The sequence below is a fragment of the Solidesulfovibrio fructosivorans JJ] genome (genome assembly GCF_000179555.1).
GTDB lineage: Bacteria > Desulfobacterota > Desulfovibrionia > Desulfovibrionales > Desulfovibrionaceae > Solidesulfovibrio > Solidesulfovibrio fructosivorans.
This window is the reverse complement of sequence record NZ_AECZ01000002.1, coordinates 188,588-205,927: the sequence shown is the minus strand read 5'-3', so window position 1 is coordinate 205,927 and position 17,340 is coordinate 188,588. Positions and strand designations below refer to the sequence as shown.

Here is a 17,340-nt window from a genome sequence, read left to right as displayed (position 1 = left end):
CGGTTTTATGGCGCGGGTGCTCATCGCCGACGACAATCCGATCTTCCGGGAAGTCATCAAGCGCCATGTGACCGGCCTTTTCGACTGCGACGTCATCGAGGCCCGCGACGGGGCCGAAGCCGTGGACCTGTCCGGCCGCGCCCGGCCGGACATGATCCTGCTCGACCTCGTCATGCCGGGCATGGACGGCATCGAGGCCATCCGCCGCATCCGGGCCCTGCCGGGGCTCGCCGAAGTGCCCATCGTCTTTCTGTCCGCCGAAACCGACCGCCGCGTCTGGGCCGAGGCCCTCTCGGCCGGGGCCAACGACTTCATCTCCAAGCCCTACCACCGCCAGGAACTGGCGGCCCGGCTGTCGCTGCACCTCAAACTCTCGCGCCTGGGGCGGGAACTGCGGGCCCAAAACGCCCTATTTTCCCGCGAGCGCTACCTGGCCGGCTGCGTGCAGCGCCAGCTCCTTCCCAAGGACCTCAATTTTCCGGGATTCGATTCAGCGGCCGTGTACCAAGCCCAGGAACAGGTGGGCGGGGACTTCTACGAGGCCTGGGACGACGGCGACGGCGTGTACCTGCTGATGGCCGACATCTCGGGGCACGGGGCCTCGGCGGCCATGCTCATGGCCGTGTGCAAGGGCCTGCTCGTCTCGCTTCGCGCCGAGCGGCTCACCCCGGCCGCGATCGTCGGCCGGTGCAACACGCTCTTATGCGACATGCTCGACGGCGGCGACCTGGACATGTTCGTGACCATGGTCCTGTGCCGCATCGAGCGGACAAGACCGATGCTGACCGTGGTCTCGGCCGGGCATGTGCCGACGTTTATCCTGTCTTCGAAGGGAATTGTGGAAATCGACTCCCAGGACCCGGCCCTCGGCATCATTGCGGACCATGCCTTCACGGACCAGACCGTGGCCTTCACCCCGGGCGACATCCTGTTTTGCTACACGGACGGACTGACGGAGCTGCGCTCGCCGGGACGGGAGTTCTTCGGCGAAAGGCGGTTGCTGCAGCTGTTGCGCCCGGACGTTGCGCCAAAGGACCTGATCGGCGAAATCATCGAAGCGGCCCTGCCCTTTTGCAAGGGCATCCTCCAGGACGACCTGGCCATGGCCGCGTTGCGCCGGCTTTCGGATTAAGCGGCAACGCCCCCGCTTCGCGCGCGGTTACCCGCAGGCCCGCTCCAGCGCCGTCTGCAGGTCCGGGTAGACCTCGAACAGCGTGCCGAGGGTCACCACCCGGATGATCTTCGCCACATTAGGCTGAAGCCCGTACAGCCCGAGCTTGCCTCCCTTGGCGGTGACGGTCTTGCGTACCGACACCATGGCGCCGATGGCCTTGCTGTCGAGAAACGACACCGGACCGAGGTCGAGCAGCAGTTCGCGCGCGCCGGACGTCTCAAAGCGCGCGAGCACCGCCTCCTTGAAGTCCTCGCTGACCGTGTGGTCCACTTCCGGGGAATGGATTTCCACCACCAGACAGGTTCCGTGCAGCGTCGTCGTCAGGTCCATAACGTCCCTCCCGGCACGCGCCCCGCAAGCCCAGGCGGCGTTGGCGTCAGATATCTTCGGGAATCGGTCCCCGGGCCACCACCGCCGCGCAGGCCTCGCGCCACGCGGGCAGGCGGTCCGACAGCCCGGATGCGGCCAGGTACAGCTCGTCCAGGGGATTTAAGGCATAGCCCTGGTGGATCACCACCAGCTCGTGCTCGAAGCGGTTGGCCACATGCACCGCCAGAAGCGGCGAGAACCCGGCCCGCTGGTCGCGTCCGGGCTCATGGTGCAGGTACACCGCCCGCACCACCGGATCCTCCACGCCCCAAAGCCCGAGCAGATACGCGCCGACCTCGGCATGGGAGGCGCCGAAATACATCCGCTCCATGTCGAGGACGGTGCCCTGACCCTCGCGGCAGGCGGCGATGACGTCCCGGTAGGCGTCCGGAAAATTGGTGGCCATGACCAGTTTGCCCACGTCGTGGAGCAACCCGGCGATATAGGCGTACTCCTTCACGGCCGAGGTGGCCTCTTCCTGTTCGGCGATCTCCCGGGCCAGCCGGCCGGTGCCAAAGCTGTGCCCCCAGAGCTTTTCCAGGTCGAAATCGCGAAAGGCCTCCTTGTCGAACCTGTCGAAAAGCCCCACCCCGAGAACCAGCGCCTTGACCACGTCGAGCCCGAGCAGGTTGACGGCATGGGCCGGACTCGAAACATGGGTGCGCAGGCCGAAAAAGGCGGAATTGACGAGTTTCAGGATGCCGGCGGACATGCCCACGTCCTGGGCGATGAGCCCGGCCACCTCGCGCATGGACGGCTCCTCCTGGGCCAGCAGCCCGAGCAGGTCGGCGTAGAGCCGGGGCACGGTGGGCAGCCGGTCGAGACGGGCCACCACGTCCTTGACGCGCTCGTCGAGAAAGACCTCGCGCAGGGACAGGCTCCTGTCGATGACGGCCTTGAGGTCGGCCGGCTGGCAGGGCTTGGGCAGAAACTGGTGGGCCGGGCGCACGGTCTCGAGCACCATGTTGCGGTCGGAATGGCCGGAAAGCACGATGCGGATGGCGCCGGGGTTCTGGATCTGGACCTCGCGCAAAAACATGGCCCCGTCCATGCCCGGCATGCGCATGTCGGCCACCACCACGTCGAAAGGCCGCTCGGCGATCATGGCCAACCCCGTGGGGCCGTCGGCGGCAAAGGCCATGTCCCACTCGCCCCGCATGTCGTGGAACATGCGGCGCAGGGCGGACAGCACATTGGGTTCGTCGTCGACGAACAGGATTCGGGTCTTCACGCGCTGGCTCCGGACGGCGCGCCGGCCGGCTTTCCGCCAAAAGGCACCCGCACGTAAAACGTGGTGCCCCGGCCGGGTTCGGTCTCGAAATCGATGGCGCCGCCATGCTTGCTCACCACGATGTTGTGGGTGATGGCGAGCCCTTGGCCCGTGCCCTTGCCCACTTCCTTGGTGGTGAAAAACGGATCGAAAATCTTGCCGCGGTTTTCCTCGGCAATGCCCATGCCCGTATCGGTCACGGACAAAACGAGATTGTCGCCGTCGGCGGCGGTACGGATGGTGATGACGCCCTTCTCGGCCGTGCCCTTGACCCTCTCCGCCACGGCGTGGGCGGCGTTGACGAGGATGTTGAGGATGACCTGGTTGAAGTCCCCAGGCAGGCAGAACACCGGCGGCAGGCCGCGGTCCAGCTCGAGGACCACGTCGGCCACGTACTTCCATTCGTTTTTGGCCACGGTGACGGTGTTTTCCACGGCCGCGTTGATGTCCACGGCGGTCTTTTCCTCACCCCCGGGATGGGAAAACTTCTTCATGGCCGAAACGATGGCCGTGACCCGGGCCACGCCCTCCACCGACTGCTCCAGGGCGCGCGGCGCCTCCTCCAGCAGAAAATCCACATCCGCCTCGCTTCTCGCCGCCGCGATGGCTTCGCGCGCGGCGGCATCACCGGCCGCGTCGGCCAGCCGTTCGGCCTCGGCCTGTATCTTGGACAGCGCCGTGCCGAGCCCGGCAAAGGCCGTGGACAGAAAATGCAGGTTGTCGCCGATGTACTGGGTCGGCGTATTGATCTCGTGGGCGATGCCGGCGGCCAGTTCGCCGATGGATTCGAGTTTCTGGGCCACGGCCAGCTGGCGCTCCAGGGCCTTGCGCTCGCTGACGTCGAAGACGATCTCGAAAAGCCGCACCTCGCCCCGACGCTTGGCCGAAATCACGGTCTTTATCACCGGCACGGTGCGCCCGTCGGGACGCATGAGCCGCATTTCCTCGTTGAGGATGTTGCGTTCCATGAGGGGACAGGCCGTCACTTCGCGCCCGTCCATGCCCCGCCAGCAGATCGCCCGGCAAGGCTCGCCCACGAGCTCCTCGCGGGACCGGCCGCACAGTTCCTCGGCCACGGGGTTGACGTCTTCGATGCGCTTGGTCCTGGGGTCGATAATGAAGATCCCGGCCCGGATGCCGGCCAGGATGCGCTGCAGCACCTCCTGCTCGTCGCGCAGGTCCTTTTCCACCCGCTTGCTGTCGGTGACGTCGGTGCCCACGCTGACAATACCCTGGGGATGGCCCTCGGCATCGTCGAACCGGGCGCGGTTGAGCACCAGGTGACGCAGCCGGCCCGAGGCATCCTCCAGCGCCACCTCGAATTCCTGCACGCCGCCCTGGCTCAGGATTTCCCGGTCGCGCTCGGCCAGTTCCTCCCAGAGGTCGTCGGAAAAAATCTCCCGGGCGGTCAGCCCCTGGGCGCTTTCGATGGTCATGCCCAAAAGGGTCGCGCAGGCCTTGTTGATGCTGACGTAATGGCCTGCGGGGTCCTGGACGAAAATGGGGTTGACGGCCGCGTCCATGAGGCTGCGCTGGAAAGCGAGCTGGTTGATGAGTTCGGTTTCGGCCCGCTTGCGGGCGGTGATGTCCTCGGTGACGGCCAGCAGGCACTCGGGGTGCCCCTGTCTATCCCGGGCGGCCGTGAGGTTGATACGGCACCAGACGATGGACCCGTCCGGGCGCACGTACCGCTTTTCCCGGACCACGGAATCCTTGCGGCCGGCCAGCAGGTCCCGAAACGCCGCCTCCTGGCCTTCCAGGTCGTCGGGGTGGGTGAATTCGCGGTAGGAGTGGCCGATTACTTCCATGACCGGCCGGCCGAGCAGGCGGGCGAAACGTTCGTTGACCTCGATGAAACGCCCTTCGGGCGTCTGGCGATTGACCCCCACGCCGGCCTGCTCGAAAACGGCCCGAAAACGCCGCTCGCTTTCGGAAAGGTCCTGGCAACGGCGGGCGAGCATATCCTCGGCCCGAAGGCGCAGGGCCGTCTCCAAGGCCACGGCCAGCATATGCGGTTCCAGGGGCTTGAGCAGCAGCCCGCTGGGCTTGGCCTGGGCCGCCCGGAACATGATGCCGAGATCATGCTTGGCAGTGGTGAAGATGACGGGAATATTCCTGGCGGCCACAGTGCGCCCCAGGTCCAGGCCGATGGTGGCATCGGCCGGCGACAGGTCGATGATGGCGATGTCCGGGACGAGCCTGGCGACCATGTCCATGGCCGTCATCACATCCGTGGCCGGCCCCAGGGCCTGGTAGCCCAAACGCATGATCTGCGCGCGCAACTGATCGGCCGAGGCAAGGTCGTTCTCGACGATCAGGACGCTTTTGCGCCCTTCGCTTTTCTCCCCTTGAGCCATGCCGCGCCCATCCCCCCAGGCCTGTTTCTGCTGGAAACTGATCCACAATAGGGCAAAAGGGCGCGTGCGTTCAAGTAGAATTCACCGACAGGCCGCATCCTGACGCGCCTTGGCGTCGGCCTTGGCCACCAGATCGGCCAAAGTGATGGCGTCGAGGCGCTCGTGCATGGCCCGGGCGGCCTCGGCCCAAACCTCGCGGGTCAGGCAGTCGGCCAGGCGCGGGCAGGATTGCCCGCTGCCCTCCCCGTCGCACTCGACCAGGGAAATATCCCCCTCCAGGGCCCGCACGATGGCCCCGACGGTGATCTCGGACAGGGGCTTGGCCAGTTCGTGCCCGCCGCGCGGCCCGCGACGGCTGCGCACGAATCCGGCCTGCTTGAGCTCGCGCACGAGCTTTTCCAGATATTTGATGGAAACGCCCTGGCGGGCGGCCACGTCCTTGATGCGCACCGGGCCGTCGACGGCATGGAGGGCCATGTCCAGGATCATGCGGGTTCCGTAACGGCTTCGAGTGGTGAGCTTCATGGCCGCGGCCTCCTGGCGGGGATTGGGCGGGAGGAGGCCGCCCCTGGGGCAGCCATCCATACGAATATGGTAGACAAACTTATCGGGAGCGTCAACGCGGGGTTATCCCGGGAGAGGGAACCCCTTTTTGCAAAAAGGGGTTCCCTCCCCCGGCCCCCCTCCCTCCCCCAAAACGCCTCAAGGGGCTGGTTCTCTCGGACAGATTTTGTGAATAACATATTATATTAATTATTATTTTATGGTAAATTTGGCTAATCCTCCACTTTGCAACACCACTGAAACGCGAAGAACCTTTTCCAGGTAGGTTTTGAGTATTTTTTTATAATCCATTGATTAACAAGAATAATTTATGTGTTTCAAATCGAAACAAAATTGCCCTATTTTCTTGACACGCTTGGGGGCCCGGCATAAGAAAAAACCGACTGAGCACTCAGTCGAATTGTGCCGGACTTCACATGACGAAAAAAGAAGCCATCCGCTACGCAGCCACCGTGCTGTTCGCCCACAAGGGGTTCCAGGACACCACCATGCAGGACATCTGCAAGGTGACCGGCACCGCCGAGGGCACGATCTTTTATCATTTCAAGAGCAAGGAAGGGCTTCTCATCGCCATTCTGGAGCAGGCCAAAACCCGCATCCTGGAAGAGTACGACGCCGCCTTCACCGGCCGGGAGTTCGCCTCGGGCCTGGAGATGATGGAAGAGGCCGTGACCTTCTACTTCCATCTCTCGGGCCTCATGGAGCATGAATTCACCCTGCTCCAGCGCCAGTTTCCCCACCAGCTGGCCGAGGACAACAACGAATGCCGGGCCCATCTGGCGGCCATCTACAGCTGCCTGACCGATATCTTCGAGCGTGTGGTGCGCGCCGGCCAGCGCGACGGATCCATGGGAGACTTTCCGCCCCGGGAAACCGCCATGATCCTTTTCGCCATGGTCGACGGGCTGTTGCGGCTTAAGACCTGCAACCTCTACGACGCCGGGGCGCTTTTCGACGAGCTGATCGCATCCTGCCGCAGGATGCTGGCCAAACCACGTGACGGGAGTTGCTGATGCTGCTGCGAATCTTTCCCTTCCTCGGCTGGTTCAAGGGCTACAATATGGCGGCGTTTCGGGCCGACGCCATAGCCGGCCTCACCGTAGCCCTCGTGCTCATCCCCCAATCCATGGCCTACGCCCAGCTGGCCGGCATGCCGCCCTACTACGGCCTGTACGCCTCGTTTCTGCCGCCGCTGGTGGCCGCGCTTTTCGGCTCCAGCCGGCAGCTCGCCACCGGCCCCGTGGCCGTGGTTTCGCTGATGACCTCGGCGTCGCTGGCGCCTTTGGCCACGGCCGGATCGGAAGGCTACATCGCCTACGCCATCCTGCTCGCCCTGCTCGTCGGCATCTTCCAGTTCGCGCTCGGCGTGTTGCGCCTGGGGCTGGTGGTCAACTTCCTGTCCCACCCCGTGGTCAACGGCTTCACCAACGCCGGCGCGCTCATCATCGCCACCTCCCAGCTGTCCAAGATGTTCGGCGTGTCCGTGGACGCGGCCGACCACTACTATGAAACCATCATGCGGGTGGTGGCCGCGGCCGTACACCACACCCACTGGCCGACGCTGATCATGGGGGCGGCCGCCTTCGCCATCATGTTCGGGCTCAAAAAGCTCAATCCCCGCATCCCCAACGTGCTGGTGGCCGTGGTCATCACCACGCTGGTGTCCTGGGGCATCGGCTTCGAGCACAACGCCAAGGTGGACATCGCTTCCATCAAGTCGGCCCAGGTCGTGGCCGACATCGAGGCCTTCAACAAGGCCGCCGCCGAGCTGCCGGCCATAGCCGCCAAGCGCGCCGCCATGACCCCGCGCGAGGATGCGGCCAAAGCCTCGGGCGACGCCACGGAAGCCATAAACATCGCCCATGAGCTGGCCCTGCTCGATCTGCAAAAGACCGTGGCCAAGGAGGACAGCAGCCTCTACCGCACCAAGCTGCGCCAGTACCTGCTCACCGCCGTGCCCGGCGAAGGCGGAAAGCTCGCCTTCTACCTCCAGGGCGAGGCGCCGGCCGGAGCCGCGACCGACGGCCGGACCTGGATCATGCGCGTGGGCAACAGCCCGCTCAAGACGGATACGCTGCCCATGATCGGCGGCGGCCAGGTGGTCGGCGTGGTGCCCTCGGGCCTGCCCGGCATCAGCATCCCCAAGTTCGACCTCAAGGTCATGCTCAAGCTCTTCCCCTACGCCGCCATCATCGCCCTGCTCGGCTTCATGGAAGCCATCTCCATCGCCAAGGCCATGGCCGCCAAGACCGGCCAGCGGCTCGACCCCAACCAGGAACTCATCGGCCAGGGCCTGGCCAACATGCTCGGCTCGGCGGCCCAGAGCTACCCCGCCTCGGGTTCGTTCTCCCGCTCGGCCGTCAACCTGCAGGCCGGCGCGGTGACCGGATTCTCCTCGGTCTTTACCAGCGCCACCGTGGTCATCACGCTCTTTTTCTTCACCCCCCTGCTCTACAACCTGCCCCAGAGCGTGCTCGCCGCCGTCATCATGATGGCCGTCATCGGGCTCCTAAACGCCTCGGGCTTCATCCACGCCTGGAAGGCCCAGTGGTATGACGGCGCCATCTCCATCATCACCTTCCTCGCCACCCTGGTCTTCGCCCCGCACCTGGACAAGGGCATCATGATCGGCGTGGTGCTGTCGCTTCTGGTCTTCCTCTACAAGAGCATGCGCCCGCGCGTGGCCTCCCTGTCGCTGACCGAGGACAGCGCCTACCGCGACGCTTCGGTGTTCAAGCTGGCCGAATGCCCGTATGTGGCCGTGGTGCGCTTCGACGGCACGCTGTTCTTCGCCAACGCGAGCTTTCTGGAAGACCAGATCACCGAGCGCATGCAGTCCAACAAGAACCTCAAGCACATCATCCTGGCCACGGACGGCGTCAACGACATGGACGCCTCGGGCGAGGAAGCATTGTCCCTGCTTGTGGACCGGATCCGCAGCGCCGGCCTTGACATCTCCCTTTGCGGCGTGAAGGAATCCGTCATGGACGTCATGAAACGGACCCACCTCCTGGAACATATCGGCGAGGATCACCTCTATCCGGATCTCAATCAGGCCCTGTGCTCCGTGCACAAGGACTCCTGGCACGCCCCCGGCGAGAGTTGTCCGCTGACCAGCGTTTGCCGTCTGCCCGGCGCCTAAGCACGAATACCAAGGAGTCGCCACAATGTCCGTCATCTCCCTTTTCAGCGGCGTATACTGCAAGGAACAGTCGGTGGTCGCGGCCCTGGCCGAGAAAACGGGCCTGCCGGTCGCTCACGACGAGGACATCACCCTCCTCGCCGCCAAGCTCTCCGGCCTGGGCCTGGACAAGATCGAAAAAGCCTTCTCGGCCAAGACCTCGGTGTTCAACAAGTTCACCCACGAAAAGCAGCGCGCCGCCGCCTGGCTGCGCCTGGCCCTGGCCACCCGCCTGGTCGAAGAGGAAAAACTCCTCATCGCCGGCTATTGCGCCCTGCTCCCCCCCCGCGAGATCACCCACGTGCTGCGCGCCTGCCTGATTGCCGACGCCACCTTCCGCCGGGCCGCCGCCGCCGAGGAGGCCGGCCTGTCCGACCGCGACGCCCAGCGCGTCCTCGAGCGCGGCGACGAGGACCGGGCCACCTGGACCAAACTCGTGGCCGAGGCCAAGGACCCCTGGGCCCCGGCCCTCTACGACATGGTCATCCCCATGGACAAAACGTCCGTGGAGGAGGCCGCCATGCTCGTCATCAAGCATCTGGCCGACCCGGCCGTCGCCGTCACCGACGCCTCCCGCCGCTGCGCCAAGGATTTCCTGCTCGCGGCGAAAGTCGAGACGGCCGTCACCGGCAAAGGCCACGACGTGTGGGTCTGCGCCCGTGACGGCGTGGTCACCCTCACCATCAACAAGAAGGTCCTGCTCCTCGACCGCCTGGAAAACGAACTGCGCGGCATCGCCGGCAAGATCGACGGCGTCGCCGACGTGGTCACCAAGGTGGGCAAGGGCTTTTACCAGACCGACATCTACCGCCGAGCCGACTTCGAGATGCCGACCAAGGTCCTGCTCGTCGACGACGAGCGGGAATTCGTCCAGACGCTCTCCGAACGCCTGTCCATGCGCGAAGTCGGCGCCCACGCGGTCTTCGACGGCGAATCCGCCCTGGAGATGATCGCCGACGACGAACCGGAAGTGATGGTGCTCGACCTCAAGATGCCCGGCGTCGACGGCCTGGAGGTCTTAAAGCGCACCAAGGCCGAGCGCCCCGACGTCGAGGTCATCATCCTGACCGGCCACGGCTCCGACACCGACCGCGAGGAATGCATGCGCCTGGGCGCGTTCGCCTATCTGCAAAAGCCCGTGGACATCGAGCTTTTGAGCGAAACCCTGAAAAAGGCCAACGAGAAGGTGCGTTCGAAAAAGGCCGCCGGTTGACCCGCGCGCACCGCGTGCGAGGGCTTTCGCGGGGGGAAACCTTGTTTTTGGAAAGGTTTTCCCCCACCTCCCCTTTCCAAAGCCTTCCCTGGCATTTATGCAATCCTACACCGACGTGCAGCGCGATGTGATTTGAGGAAGGGGAGCGCGGGAGGGAAAACCCGTTTCAAAGGGTCGCCTTCCGCAAAATCCGCTCACAAGGATGGGCCGTCATGGGGATTTTCCGCCGTTTGCGCCCGCAATTCTGGGACGGCGCCGCCGACGCGGGGGGGCCGTACCGAAGCCTGTTCAACTACCGCCGGTTGTGGTGGCTGTCGGTAGCGCTCTTGACCGCCGTCTCGCTCACGCCCCTTTGCATCATGACGGTCATCGACTTTGGCGTCACCAAGCGGGCCGTCACCCAGGAAAACCTGCACCGCACCACCATCACCACCTCCAATACCCGGCGCACCCTGACCTATTTCGTGGACGAACGCCTGGCGGCGCTCAATTTCGCCGCCCGCGAGGAAGCCTACGCCTCCCTGGCCATGCCCGGCCGCCTGGCCGAGCTGCTCAAGGACTTGAAGGCCGCCTTCGGCGGCTTCATGGACCTCGGCGTCATCGACGACACCGGCAAGCAGATCGCCTACGTCGGCCCCTACGACCTGCTCGGCATCGACTACTCCAAGGAGCCCTGGTTCACCGCCACCGCGGCCACGGGGCATTACATCAGCGACATCTTCCTGGGCTTTCGCAACGTCCCCCACATGGTCATCGCCGTGCGCGCCTCCCGTCCCGACGGGGGCTTTTTCGTGCTGCGCGCCACGGTCGACACCCAGCGCATAAACGACATCCTCGCCAACCTCGACCTGTCCGGCGGCGGCGACGCCTTCCTCATCAACCACCAGGGCGTGCTCCAGACCATGTCCCGCTCCCACGGCGCGGTCTTCGAGCATCTGCGCCTGCCGGTGCCGTCTCCCTCGGAGCGCACCGAGGTTTTCGAGACCGAGACCGCCGAAAGCGGCCTCATCGTCGGCTACGCCTACATCGACCGCACGCCGCTGATCCTCATGGTGGTCAAAAGGCAGGCCGAACTCATGAAGTCCTGGTACGCCATGCGCCTGGACCTCTTCGGCTTTCTGGCCGCGAGCATGCTCGTCATCCTGGTCGTGATCGTGGGCGTGGCCACCTACATGGTGGAAAAAATCCACGCCGCCGACCAGACCCGGGCCAAAACCCTGCAACAGATGGAGCACACCAACCGCATGGCCTCCATCGGCCGGCTGGCCGCCGGCGTGGCCCACGAGATCAACAACCCCCTGGCCATCATCAATGAAAAGGCCGGACTCATGCAGGACCTCCTGCGCTACGCCAAGGAGCCGCCGAGCCCGGAACGCCTGGCCGGGCTTATCGACTCCATCCTGGGCTCCGTGGAGCGCGCCGGCACCATCACCAAGCGCCTGCTGTCCTTTGCCCGGCACCAGGAAGTCCACGTCGCGGGCGTCAGCCTGCGCAAGACCGCCGAGGAGGTCTTGAGCTTCCTGACCAAGGAAGCCGAATACCGCCGCATCAAGGTGGAGGTGGAGGCCGCCGCGGACGTGCCCGACATCGAATCCGACCAGGGCAAGCTGCAGCAGATCCTTTTGAACCTCGTCAACAACGCCTTCCAGGCCATGGACGACGGCGGCCATCTGTGCCTGCGCGTCTTCGCGCCCAACCCGGAGAGCGTGGCCGTAAGCGTCTCGGACAACGGCTGCGGCATCCCGGCCGCCGACGTCAAACGCATCTTCGAACCGTTTTATTCCACCAAAAAGAAGAAGGGCGGCACGGGGCTCGGGCTCTCCATCACCTACGGGCTCGTGCAGGAACTTGGCGGCACGCTGGCCGTGGAAAGCGAACTCGGCCACGGCTCGACCTTCACCGTGACGTTCCCGCTGTCCAAAGGAGACGCCGACAATGCGCATACTGCTCGTGGATGACGAGAAGGAGCTGGTCTCGGCCCTGGCCGAACGGCTCAATTTGCGGGGCATCGAGGCCGCGTACGCCACGGACGGCGACGAGGCCTCGGACAAGGTCCGGGCCGGGGCCTACGACCTGGCCGTGCTGGACATGAAAATGCCGGGCTTAAGCGGCCTGGACCTCAAAAAGAAACTTCAGCGCCTGCGTCCCGGCATGCGGTTCATTTTCATGACCGGGCATGGCTCGGAAGAGGATTTCCGGGCCGGCTCGGCCGAAGCCGCCGGCTACCTGGTCAAACCCGTGCGCATCGACGACCTCATCGCCGCCATCAACACGGCTTTGGCCGGCGGCCAGGGCTAACGGAGACTTCCCCGATCGCGGGGACGCATGAGGAGGATACGCCCATGCCGCAACGCGACGACCTGCTTTTTTTCGGCCGCGTCAGCGCTTCGGTTTCCCATGAACTCAAAAACGTCCTGGCCGTGATGCACGAACAGGCCGGCCTGCTCGAGGACCTGGCTTGCATGGCCGGGAAGGGCATGCCCCTCGAACCCGAACGGCTGGCCGCGGCCGCCGCCTGCCTGCTGCGCCAGGTGCGAAGGGGCGACGCGCTGCTCACCCACTTCAACCGTTTCGCCCACACCCCGGACGAGGCCCGGCGCGCCGTCTCCCTGCCCGAGGCCGCCGCCCTGGCCGTGGCCCTGGCCTGCCGGCAGGCCGACATGCGCAAGGTGGAACTTTCGACGCTTTCCGGCGACCCGGCCACGGTCACGGCCGATCCGTTCCTGCTGTGCCGCCTTGTCGCCTGGTGCCTGGACATCGCCCTGGAGCGCCCCGGCCCGAATCGGGCCCTCACCGTCGCCTCCCGGGCCGAGACCGACGGCACGGCCCTGGCCCTGGAGGGGCTCGATCCTAAGGCCCCCGCCCCGGACGAAAGCGAAGGCCACGCCCTGGCCGAGCGTCTGGGCGCGCGCCTGGACATGGCTCCGGGCCGCATCCGTATCGTCTGGCCCGCCGCCTGATCCGGCCCCACCCCCCGCGCCCGGCCGCCGGAACTCCTTGGCCCGACGAGAGAATTACGATATTGTAATACTATTATCGTATCGGCCGATACGCCCGATCACGCGCGCCCAAGGAGCATCCGCATGACCAAGACGTTGCCTCAGGCTTTTATCTCCAACCTGCTCGGCGCTTCGCCCGAGTGGTACAAACTGACGATCGCCGCCTTTCTCATCGCCAACCCCATCCTGCTGCAGCTGGCCGGCCCGTTCGTCACCGGCTGGGTGCTTATCGCCGAGTTCATCTTCACCCTGGCCATGGCGCTTTCCTGCTATCCGCTGCCGGCCGGCGGCCTGCTCGCCCTGGAAGCCGTTATCCTGGGCATGACCTCGCCGGAGACCCTCTATAACGAGGCTCTGCACAACTTTCCCGTCATCCTGCTGCTGATCTTCATGGTGGCTGGCATCTATTTCATGAAGGACATGCTCCAGTACACCTTCACCAAGCTGCTCATAAAGGTGCGCTCGAAAATCCTGCTGTCGCTTCTTTTCTGCTTCGCCGGGGCATTCCTGTCGGCCTTCCTCGACGCCCTGACCGTCACCGCCGTCATCATCGCCGTGGCCCTGGGCTTTTACGAGGTCTACCACCGCCATGCCTCGGCCGGAAAATGCATACTTGGCGACGAAACCGGCCTCGACGACGCCTGCCGGCGCGAGCTCAAGGGATTTCGGGGATTCCTGCGCAACCTCATGATGCACGGCGCGGTGGGCACGGCCCTTGGCGGCGTGTGCACGCTGGTGGGCGAACCGCAGAACCTGCTGGTGGCCCACGAAATGGGTTGGCACTTCGCGGAGTTTTTCATCAAGGTGGCGCCGGTCTCCATGCCGGTTCTGGCCGTGGGCCTTCTCACCTGCGTCGGTGTCGAGCGTTTCCGTCTCTTCGGCTACGGCCATACCCTGCCCGCCACCGTGCGCCGGGTCCTGGCCGAAGACGACGCCCGGCGCGATGCCGGCATGACCAACAAGGCACGGGCCATCCTGTACGTCCAGGCGGCGGCCGCCATATACTTGGTCATCGCCCTGGCCATGCATCTGGCCGAAGTGGGGTTGATCGGCCTTTCCATCATCATCCTGCTCACCGCCTTCTGCGGTCGCACCGAGGAGCACCAGATCGGCAACGCCTTCACCGAGGCCCTGCCGTTTACCGCCCTGCTCGTGGTCTTTTTCGCCATCGTGGCCGTCATCCACGACCAGCACCTGTTCGCGCCGGTCATCGGGTTCGTGCTGTCGCTTTCCGGCAAGACCCAGACCGCGGCCTATTACCTGGCCAACGGCCTGCTCTCCATGATCAGCGACAACGTGTTCGTGGCCACGGTCTACATTACCGAGACCAAAGCCCATTTCATCCAGCTCTTTTCCGGAATGCAGGGCCTCGGCATGAGCGGGGCCGATTTGCTGGCCAAGCTGACCGACGCCCATATCCAACGGGCCGACGTCCTGGCCACGCTGCCCAAGGAAGTGCTGCCCCAGGTCACGGCGGCCATAAACCAGTTCGACCGGCTGGCCGTGGCCATCAACACCGGCACCAACATCCCGAGCGTGGCCACACCCAACGGCCAGGCCGCGTTCCTGTTTCTTTTGACCTCGGCATTGGCCCCGCTGATCCGGCTGTCTTATGGACAGATGGTGCGTCTGGCCCTGCCCTACACCATCACCATGACCGCAACCGGCCTCATCGCCGTCTGGGTGATGCTCTAAAGGACCGCGTCTCCCCGGCGAAGCGCCCGCCCGCCGGGAGAGGAACCGTTCCCCAAACGCCAAGGGCCGCGAAGGTCCCGGCCATACTCCCCATGGCCGGGACCTTCGCGGCCCTTCCCGCTTGGTCGCAAAAAAAAACGGATCGTCCCGTCCGGAATCGGACTTCAGGCCGATAGCCTAGGCCCACCCGGCGGTTCCGCCGCGATACCCCGCGACAGCCCGCCGGCCGCCGAAGGGGCACACCGTCCTTCGGACGGCCCTAAACCATAAAATACAATCAGCGGACCGCCGCCATGGTCACAACGGCATCGCCGGGCAGGCGCATGGTCTGGCCGATGCGCAGATGCATGGGGTCCAGACCGCTGTTGGCGGCAAGAATGCGCTCCACGCTGAGGCCGTAGCGCTGGGCGATGTCCCAGACCGTATCGCCGAGCGACACGGTGTGCTGGCGCGGGCTCCGGCCGGGCGCGGGCGTTGCCTCGGCGGGATTGGCCACGGGAACGGAAGCCTGGGCCGGGGTCTGCCGGCCCGAGCCCGAAGCGGCCACGGCGGCCAGCGACGACGGCACCCGCAGCACCTGCCCCACCTGCAAGCGGAGCGGATCGACGCCGGGATTGGCGGCCATAAGCTCCGCGACGCTCACGTCGAAGCGCTTGGCGATGCTGGCCAAGGTATCGCCCTCGGACACCGGAAAAGCCAGGGTCTCGGCGGAAGCCACGGGCTGGCCGCCGGGGATGGTCACGAGCTGGCCGACCTGCAACCGGGACGGATCGACCTCGCCGTTGACCGTGAGCAACGTATCGAGGTCCACGCCGAAGCGGCGGGAAAGCCCCCACAGGGTATCGCCCTTGGCCACGGGATACAGGGCGGCGTCGCCGACAGTGCGGGACTCGAGGGCCGGAGCGTGGTCGCCGCTGTCGGCCTTGCTCACGCCGGGCAGGGACAGCACCTGGCCGGGCTGGAGCTTTTGCGGGTTCACGGCGGCATTGGCCTGGGTGAGCGCGGCCACGTCGATGCCGAGGCGGTGGGCGATGGACCAGAAATTGTCGCCGTCGGCCACCACGTAGCGGCCGTCGTCCGCGACATGGACCGGCGCGCCGGAAGCGGCGCCGGGAATGACGAGTTCCTGGCCGATGCGCAGCCTGGTCGGGTCCACGCCCGGATTGGCGGCGGTCAGGGCGGCCACGCTCACGTCGTAACGCCGGGCCACGGACCAATAATTGTCGCCCTCGGCCACGATATGCCCATGTCCGGCCGCAAGGGCGGACTGGGTCGCCGACGCGGCCGCGGCCACCATCGCGCCGCCGGCCGGCACGGACAGGGACTGGCCGATGGACATACGGCGCGGGTCCACACCCGGATTGGCCTGGGTCAGGGCATCGGCCGAGACGCCGAGGCGCTTGGCCACGGACCAAAGCGTGTCGCCGTCGGCCACGGTGTAGGCGGCGGCAGTCGCCGGAGAAGCGGGCTTGGCCGCGGCGACCGCCACTTCGGGCGTTTTGGCCGGCCGCGCCTGCGCTTTGGCGACTGCCGGCTTGGCGGCCTGGGGTTTTGCGGTGCGCGGCTTGGCAGGCTCGGGCGTCACGGCGGCCACCATCGTGACGGGCACGACGGCGGGCTTGGCCGCCGCGCCGGCCACCGGCCGGGCGTTCCTGTCCTCTATGGAGGCCAAAAGCCGCGCCCTGGGCAGTCCGGCCGGGTCGGCCACGGCTTCCAGGCAGCGTCCGGCCAGAAGCCGGGAGCCGGTCCCGGAAATATGCACGCCGTCGTCGGCCCGCAACTTGGTCAGGCCGCCGTCCGGGGTCCTGGCCATCGGGGCGAACGCGCCGTCGGCGGCGGCAAGGACGTCGCGCACGTCGATATAATGGCTGTCGGGCAGGCGGCGCGCCGTGGCCGCGATAACCCCGCTCATATGGATCATCTTTTTGTCGAAGGCGGCATCGGCCATGACCGGCACGCCGATGAAATAGACGGAAGCGCCGGGGTTGGCCGCCCGGACGATGGCATGGAGCTTGGACAGGCGCGCCGCATAGGCCGCGTCCCAGGCCTTGGTGCCAAACGGAAGCGATTTGCCGTTCGCGCCGGGCAACGGCTTGTCGTCGTTGGCCCCGACCATGACGAGCACGATGTCGGGATGGCTGGCCGCGACCAGGGAGGTCAGATGGGCGTCCCAATCGAAAAAGGCCGGATTGGCCAGCCCGCTCGAGACCTTGCCCAGATGCTCGAAACGCACGCCGGGTTGGCCGGCGAAAACGGTTTCCAGCTGCTTGCCAAGACCGATGGAAAGAGAGTCGCCCACAAGCAGGATGCGCGTCCGCGTGTTATGGGCAGGGCCGGCCGCAGCCGCCTTGGCCGCCGGCAACACCGGAGGCAGGATCAGGGACGCCATCAATACGGCCAGGAGGAGGGCCTGACTCGGGTTTCGCATGAAACACACCTCATCGCCTCTCCCACGACTTCCTTCCGCGACCCCCATCGCGTCCGGCAAGCCCTGGCAGCGGCATGATAATGTAAGAAA

At 65.7% G+C, this 17,340-nt stretch carries 13 protein-coding genes; 8 read left to right on the top strand and 5 right to left on the bottom strand.

Annotated elements, in window-relative coordinates; genetic code table 11:
- Positions 1-7 precede the first annotated feature (7 nt).
- Entirely contained in the window at positions 8-1,132 is a 1,125-nt protein-coding gene (locus DESFRDRAFT_RS02390; RefSeq protein ID WP_005990760.1) for a PP2C family protein-serine/threonine phosphatase, read from the top strand.
- Positions 1,133-1,159: 27 nt separating this feature from the next.
- Here DESFRDRAFT_RS02390 and DESFRDRAFT_RS02385 read toward each other — a convergent pair whose 3' ends face one another.
- The 4 genes from DESFRDRAFT_RS02385 to DESFRDRAFT_RS02370 all read right to left on the bottom strand — a co-directional run bounded on the left by DESFRDRAFT_RS02385 (position 1,160) and on the right by DESFRDRAFT_RS02370 (position 5,695).
- Complete coding sequence (locus DESFRDRAFT_RS02385) at positions 1,160-1,504, bottom strand: STAS domain-containing protein (RefSeq protein ID WP_005990758.1); 345 nt, start codon at positions 1,502-1,504, stop codon at positions 1,160-1,162.
- Positions 1,505-1,550: 46 nt separating this feature from the next.
- On the bottom strand, positions 1,551-2,774 hold the full coding sequence (locus DESFRDRAFT_RS02380; RefSeq protein ID WP_005990756.1) for a response regulator: 1,224 nt from the start codon (positions 2,772-2,774) through the stop codon (positions 1,551-1,553).
- Positions 2,771-5,170 (bottom strand): hybrid sensor histidine kinase/response regulator, encoded by a 2,400-nt coding sequence (locus DESFRDRAFT_RS02375; RefSeq protein ID WP_005990754.1) that lies wholly within the window; start codon positions 5,168-5,170, stop codon positions 2,771-2,773. Before DESFRDRAFT_RS02375 ends, DESFRDRAFT_RS02380 begins: the two co-directional genes overlap by 4 nt.
- Positions 5,171-5,251: 81 nt before the next feature.
- The gene (locus DESFRDRAFT_RS02370) at positions 5,252-5,695 is read right to left on the bottom strand and encodes an RrF2 family transcriptional regulator (protein ID WP_005990751.1); all 444 of its coding nucleotides are present in this window, start codon (positions 5,693-5,695) and stop codon (positions 5,252-5,254) included.
- Positions 5,696-6,150: 455 nt separating this feature from the next.
- Between DESFRDRAFT_RS02370 and DESFRDRAFT_RS02365 the strand changes: the two genes are divergently transcribed.
- From DESFRDRAFT_RS02365 to nhaB, 7 genes are all read left to right on the top strand, one after another.
- Positions 6,151-6,747: a TetR/AcrR family transcriptional regulator gene (locus DESFRDRAFT_RS02365; RefSeq protein WP_005990748.1), complete on the top strand. Its 597-nt coding sequence runs from the start codon at positions 6,151-6,153 to the stop codon at positions 6,745-6,747.
- The gene (locus DESFRDRAFT_RS02360; RefSeq protein ID WP_005990746.1) at positions 6,747-8,876 is read left to right on the top strand and encodes a SulP family inorganic anion transporter; all 2,130 of its coding nucleotides are present in this window, start codon (positions 6,747-6,749) and stop codon (positions 8,874-8,876) included. Before DESFRDRAFT_RS02365 ends, DESFRDRAFT_RS02360 begins: the two co-directional genes overlap by 1 nt.
- A 25-nt stretch (positions 8,877-8,901) precedes the next feature.
- The gene (locus tag DESFRDRAFT_RS02355; RefSeq protein ID WP_005990745.1) at positions 8,902-10,128 is read left to right on the top strand and encodes a response regulator; all 1,227 of its coding nucleotides are present in this window, start codon (positions 8,902-8,904) and stop codon (positions 10,126-10,128) included.
- A 212-nt stretch (positions 10,129-10,340) separates the two neighbouring features.
- Positions 10,341-12,086 carry a sensor histidine kinase gene (locus tag DESFRDRAFT_RS02350; RefSeq protein WP_005990743.1) on the top strand — a complete coding sequence of 582 codons (1,746 nt, stop codon included), beginning with the start codon at positions 10,341-10,343 and terminating at the stop codon, positions 12,084-12,086.
- On the top strand, positions 12,064-12,426 hold the full coding sequence (locus tag DESFRDRAFT_RS02345) for a response regulator (RefSeq protein ID WP_005990741.1): 363 nt from the start codon (positions 12,064-12,066) through the stop codon (positions 12,424-12,426). Before DESFRDRAFT_RS02350 ends, DESFRDRAFT_RS02345 begins: the two co-directional genes overlap by 23 nt.
- Before the next feature lie 44 nt (positions 12,427-12,470).
- A complete protein-coding gene (locus DESFRDRAFT_RS02340) occupies positions 12,471-13,088 on the top strand; it encodes a hypothetical protein (RefSeq protein WP_005990739.1) in 618 nt (205 codons plus the stop codon).
- A 123-nt stretch (positions 13,089-13,211) separates the two neighbouring features.
- A complete protein-coding gene (gene nhaB / locus DESFRDRAFT_RS02335; RefSeq protein WP_005990737.1) occupies positions 13,212-14,822 on the top strand; it encodes a sodium/proton antiporter NhaB in 1,611 nt (536 codons plus the stop codon).
- Positions 14,823-15,099: 277 nt separating this feature from the next.
- Here nhaB and DESFRDRAFT_RS23070 read toward each other — a convergent pair whose 3' ends face one another.
- The gene (locus DESFRDRAFT_RS23070; protein ID WP_005990736.1) at positions 15,100-17,250 is read right to left on the bottom strand and encodes a DUF459 domain-containing protein; all 2,151 of its coding nucleotides are present in this window, start codon (positions 17,248-17,250) and stop codon (positions 15,100-15,102) included.
- Positions 17,251-17,340 lie beyond the last annotated feature (90 nt).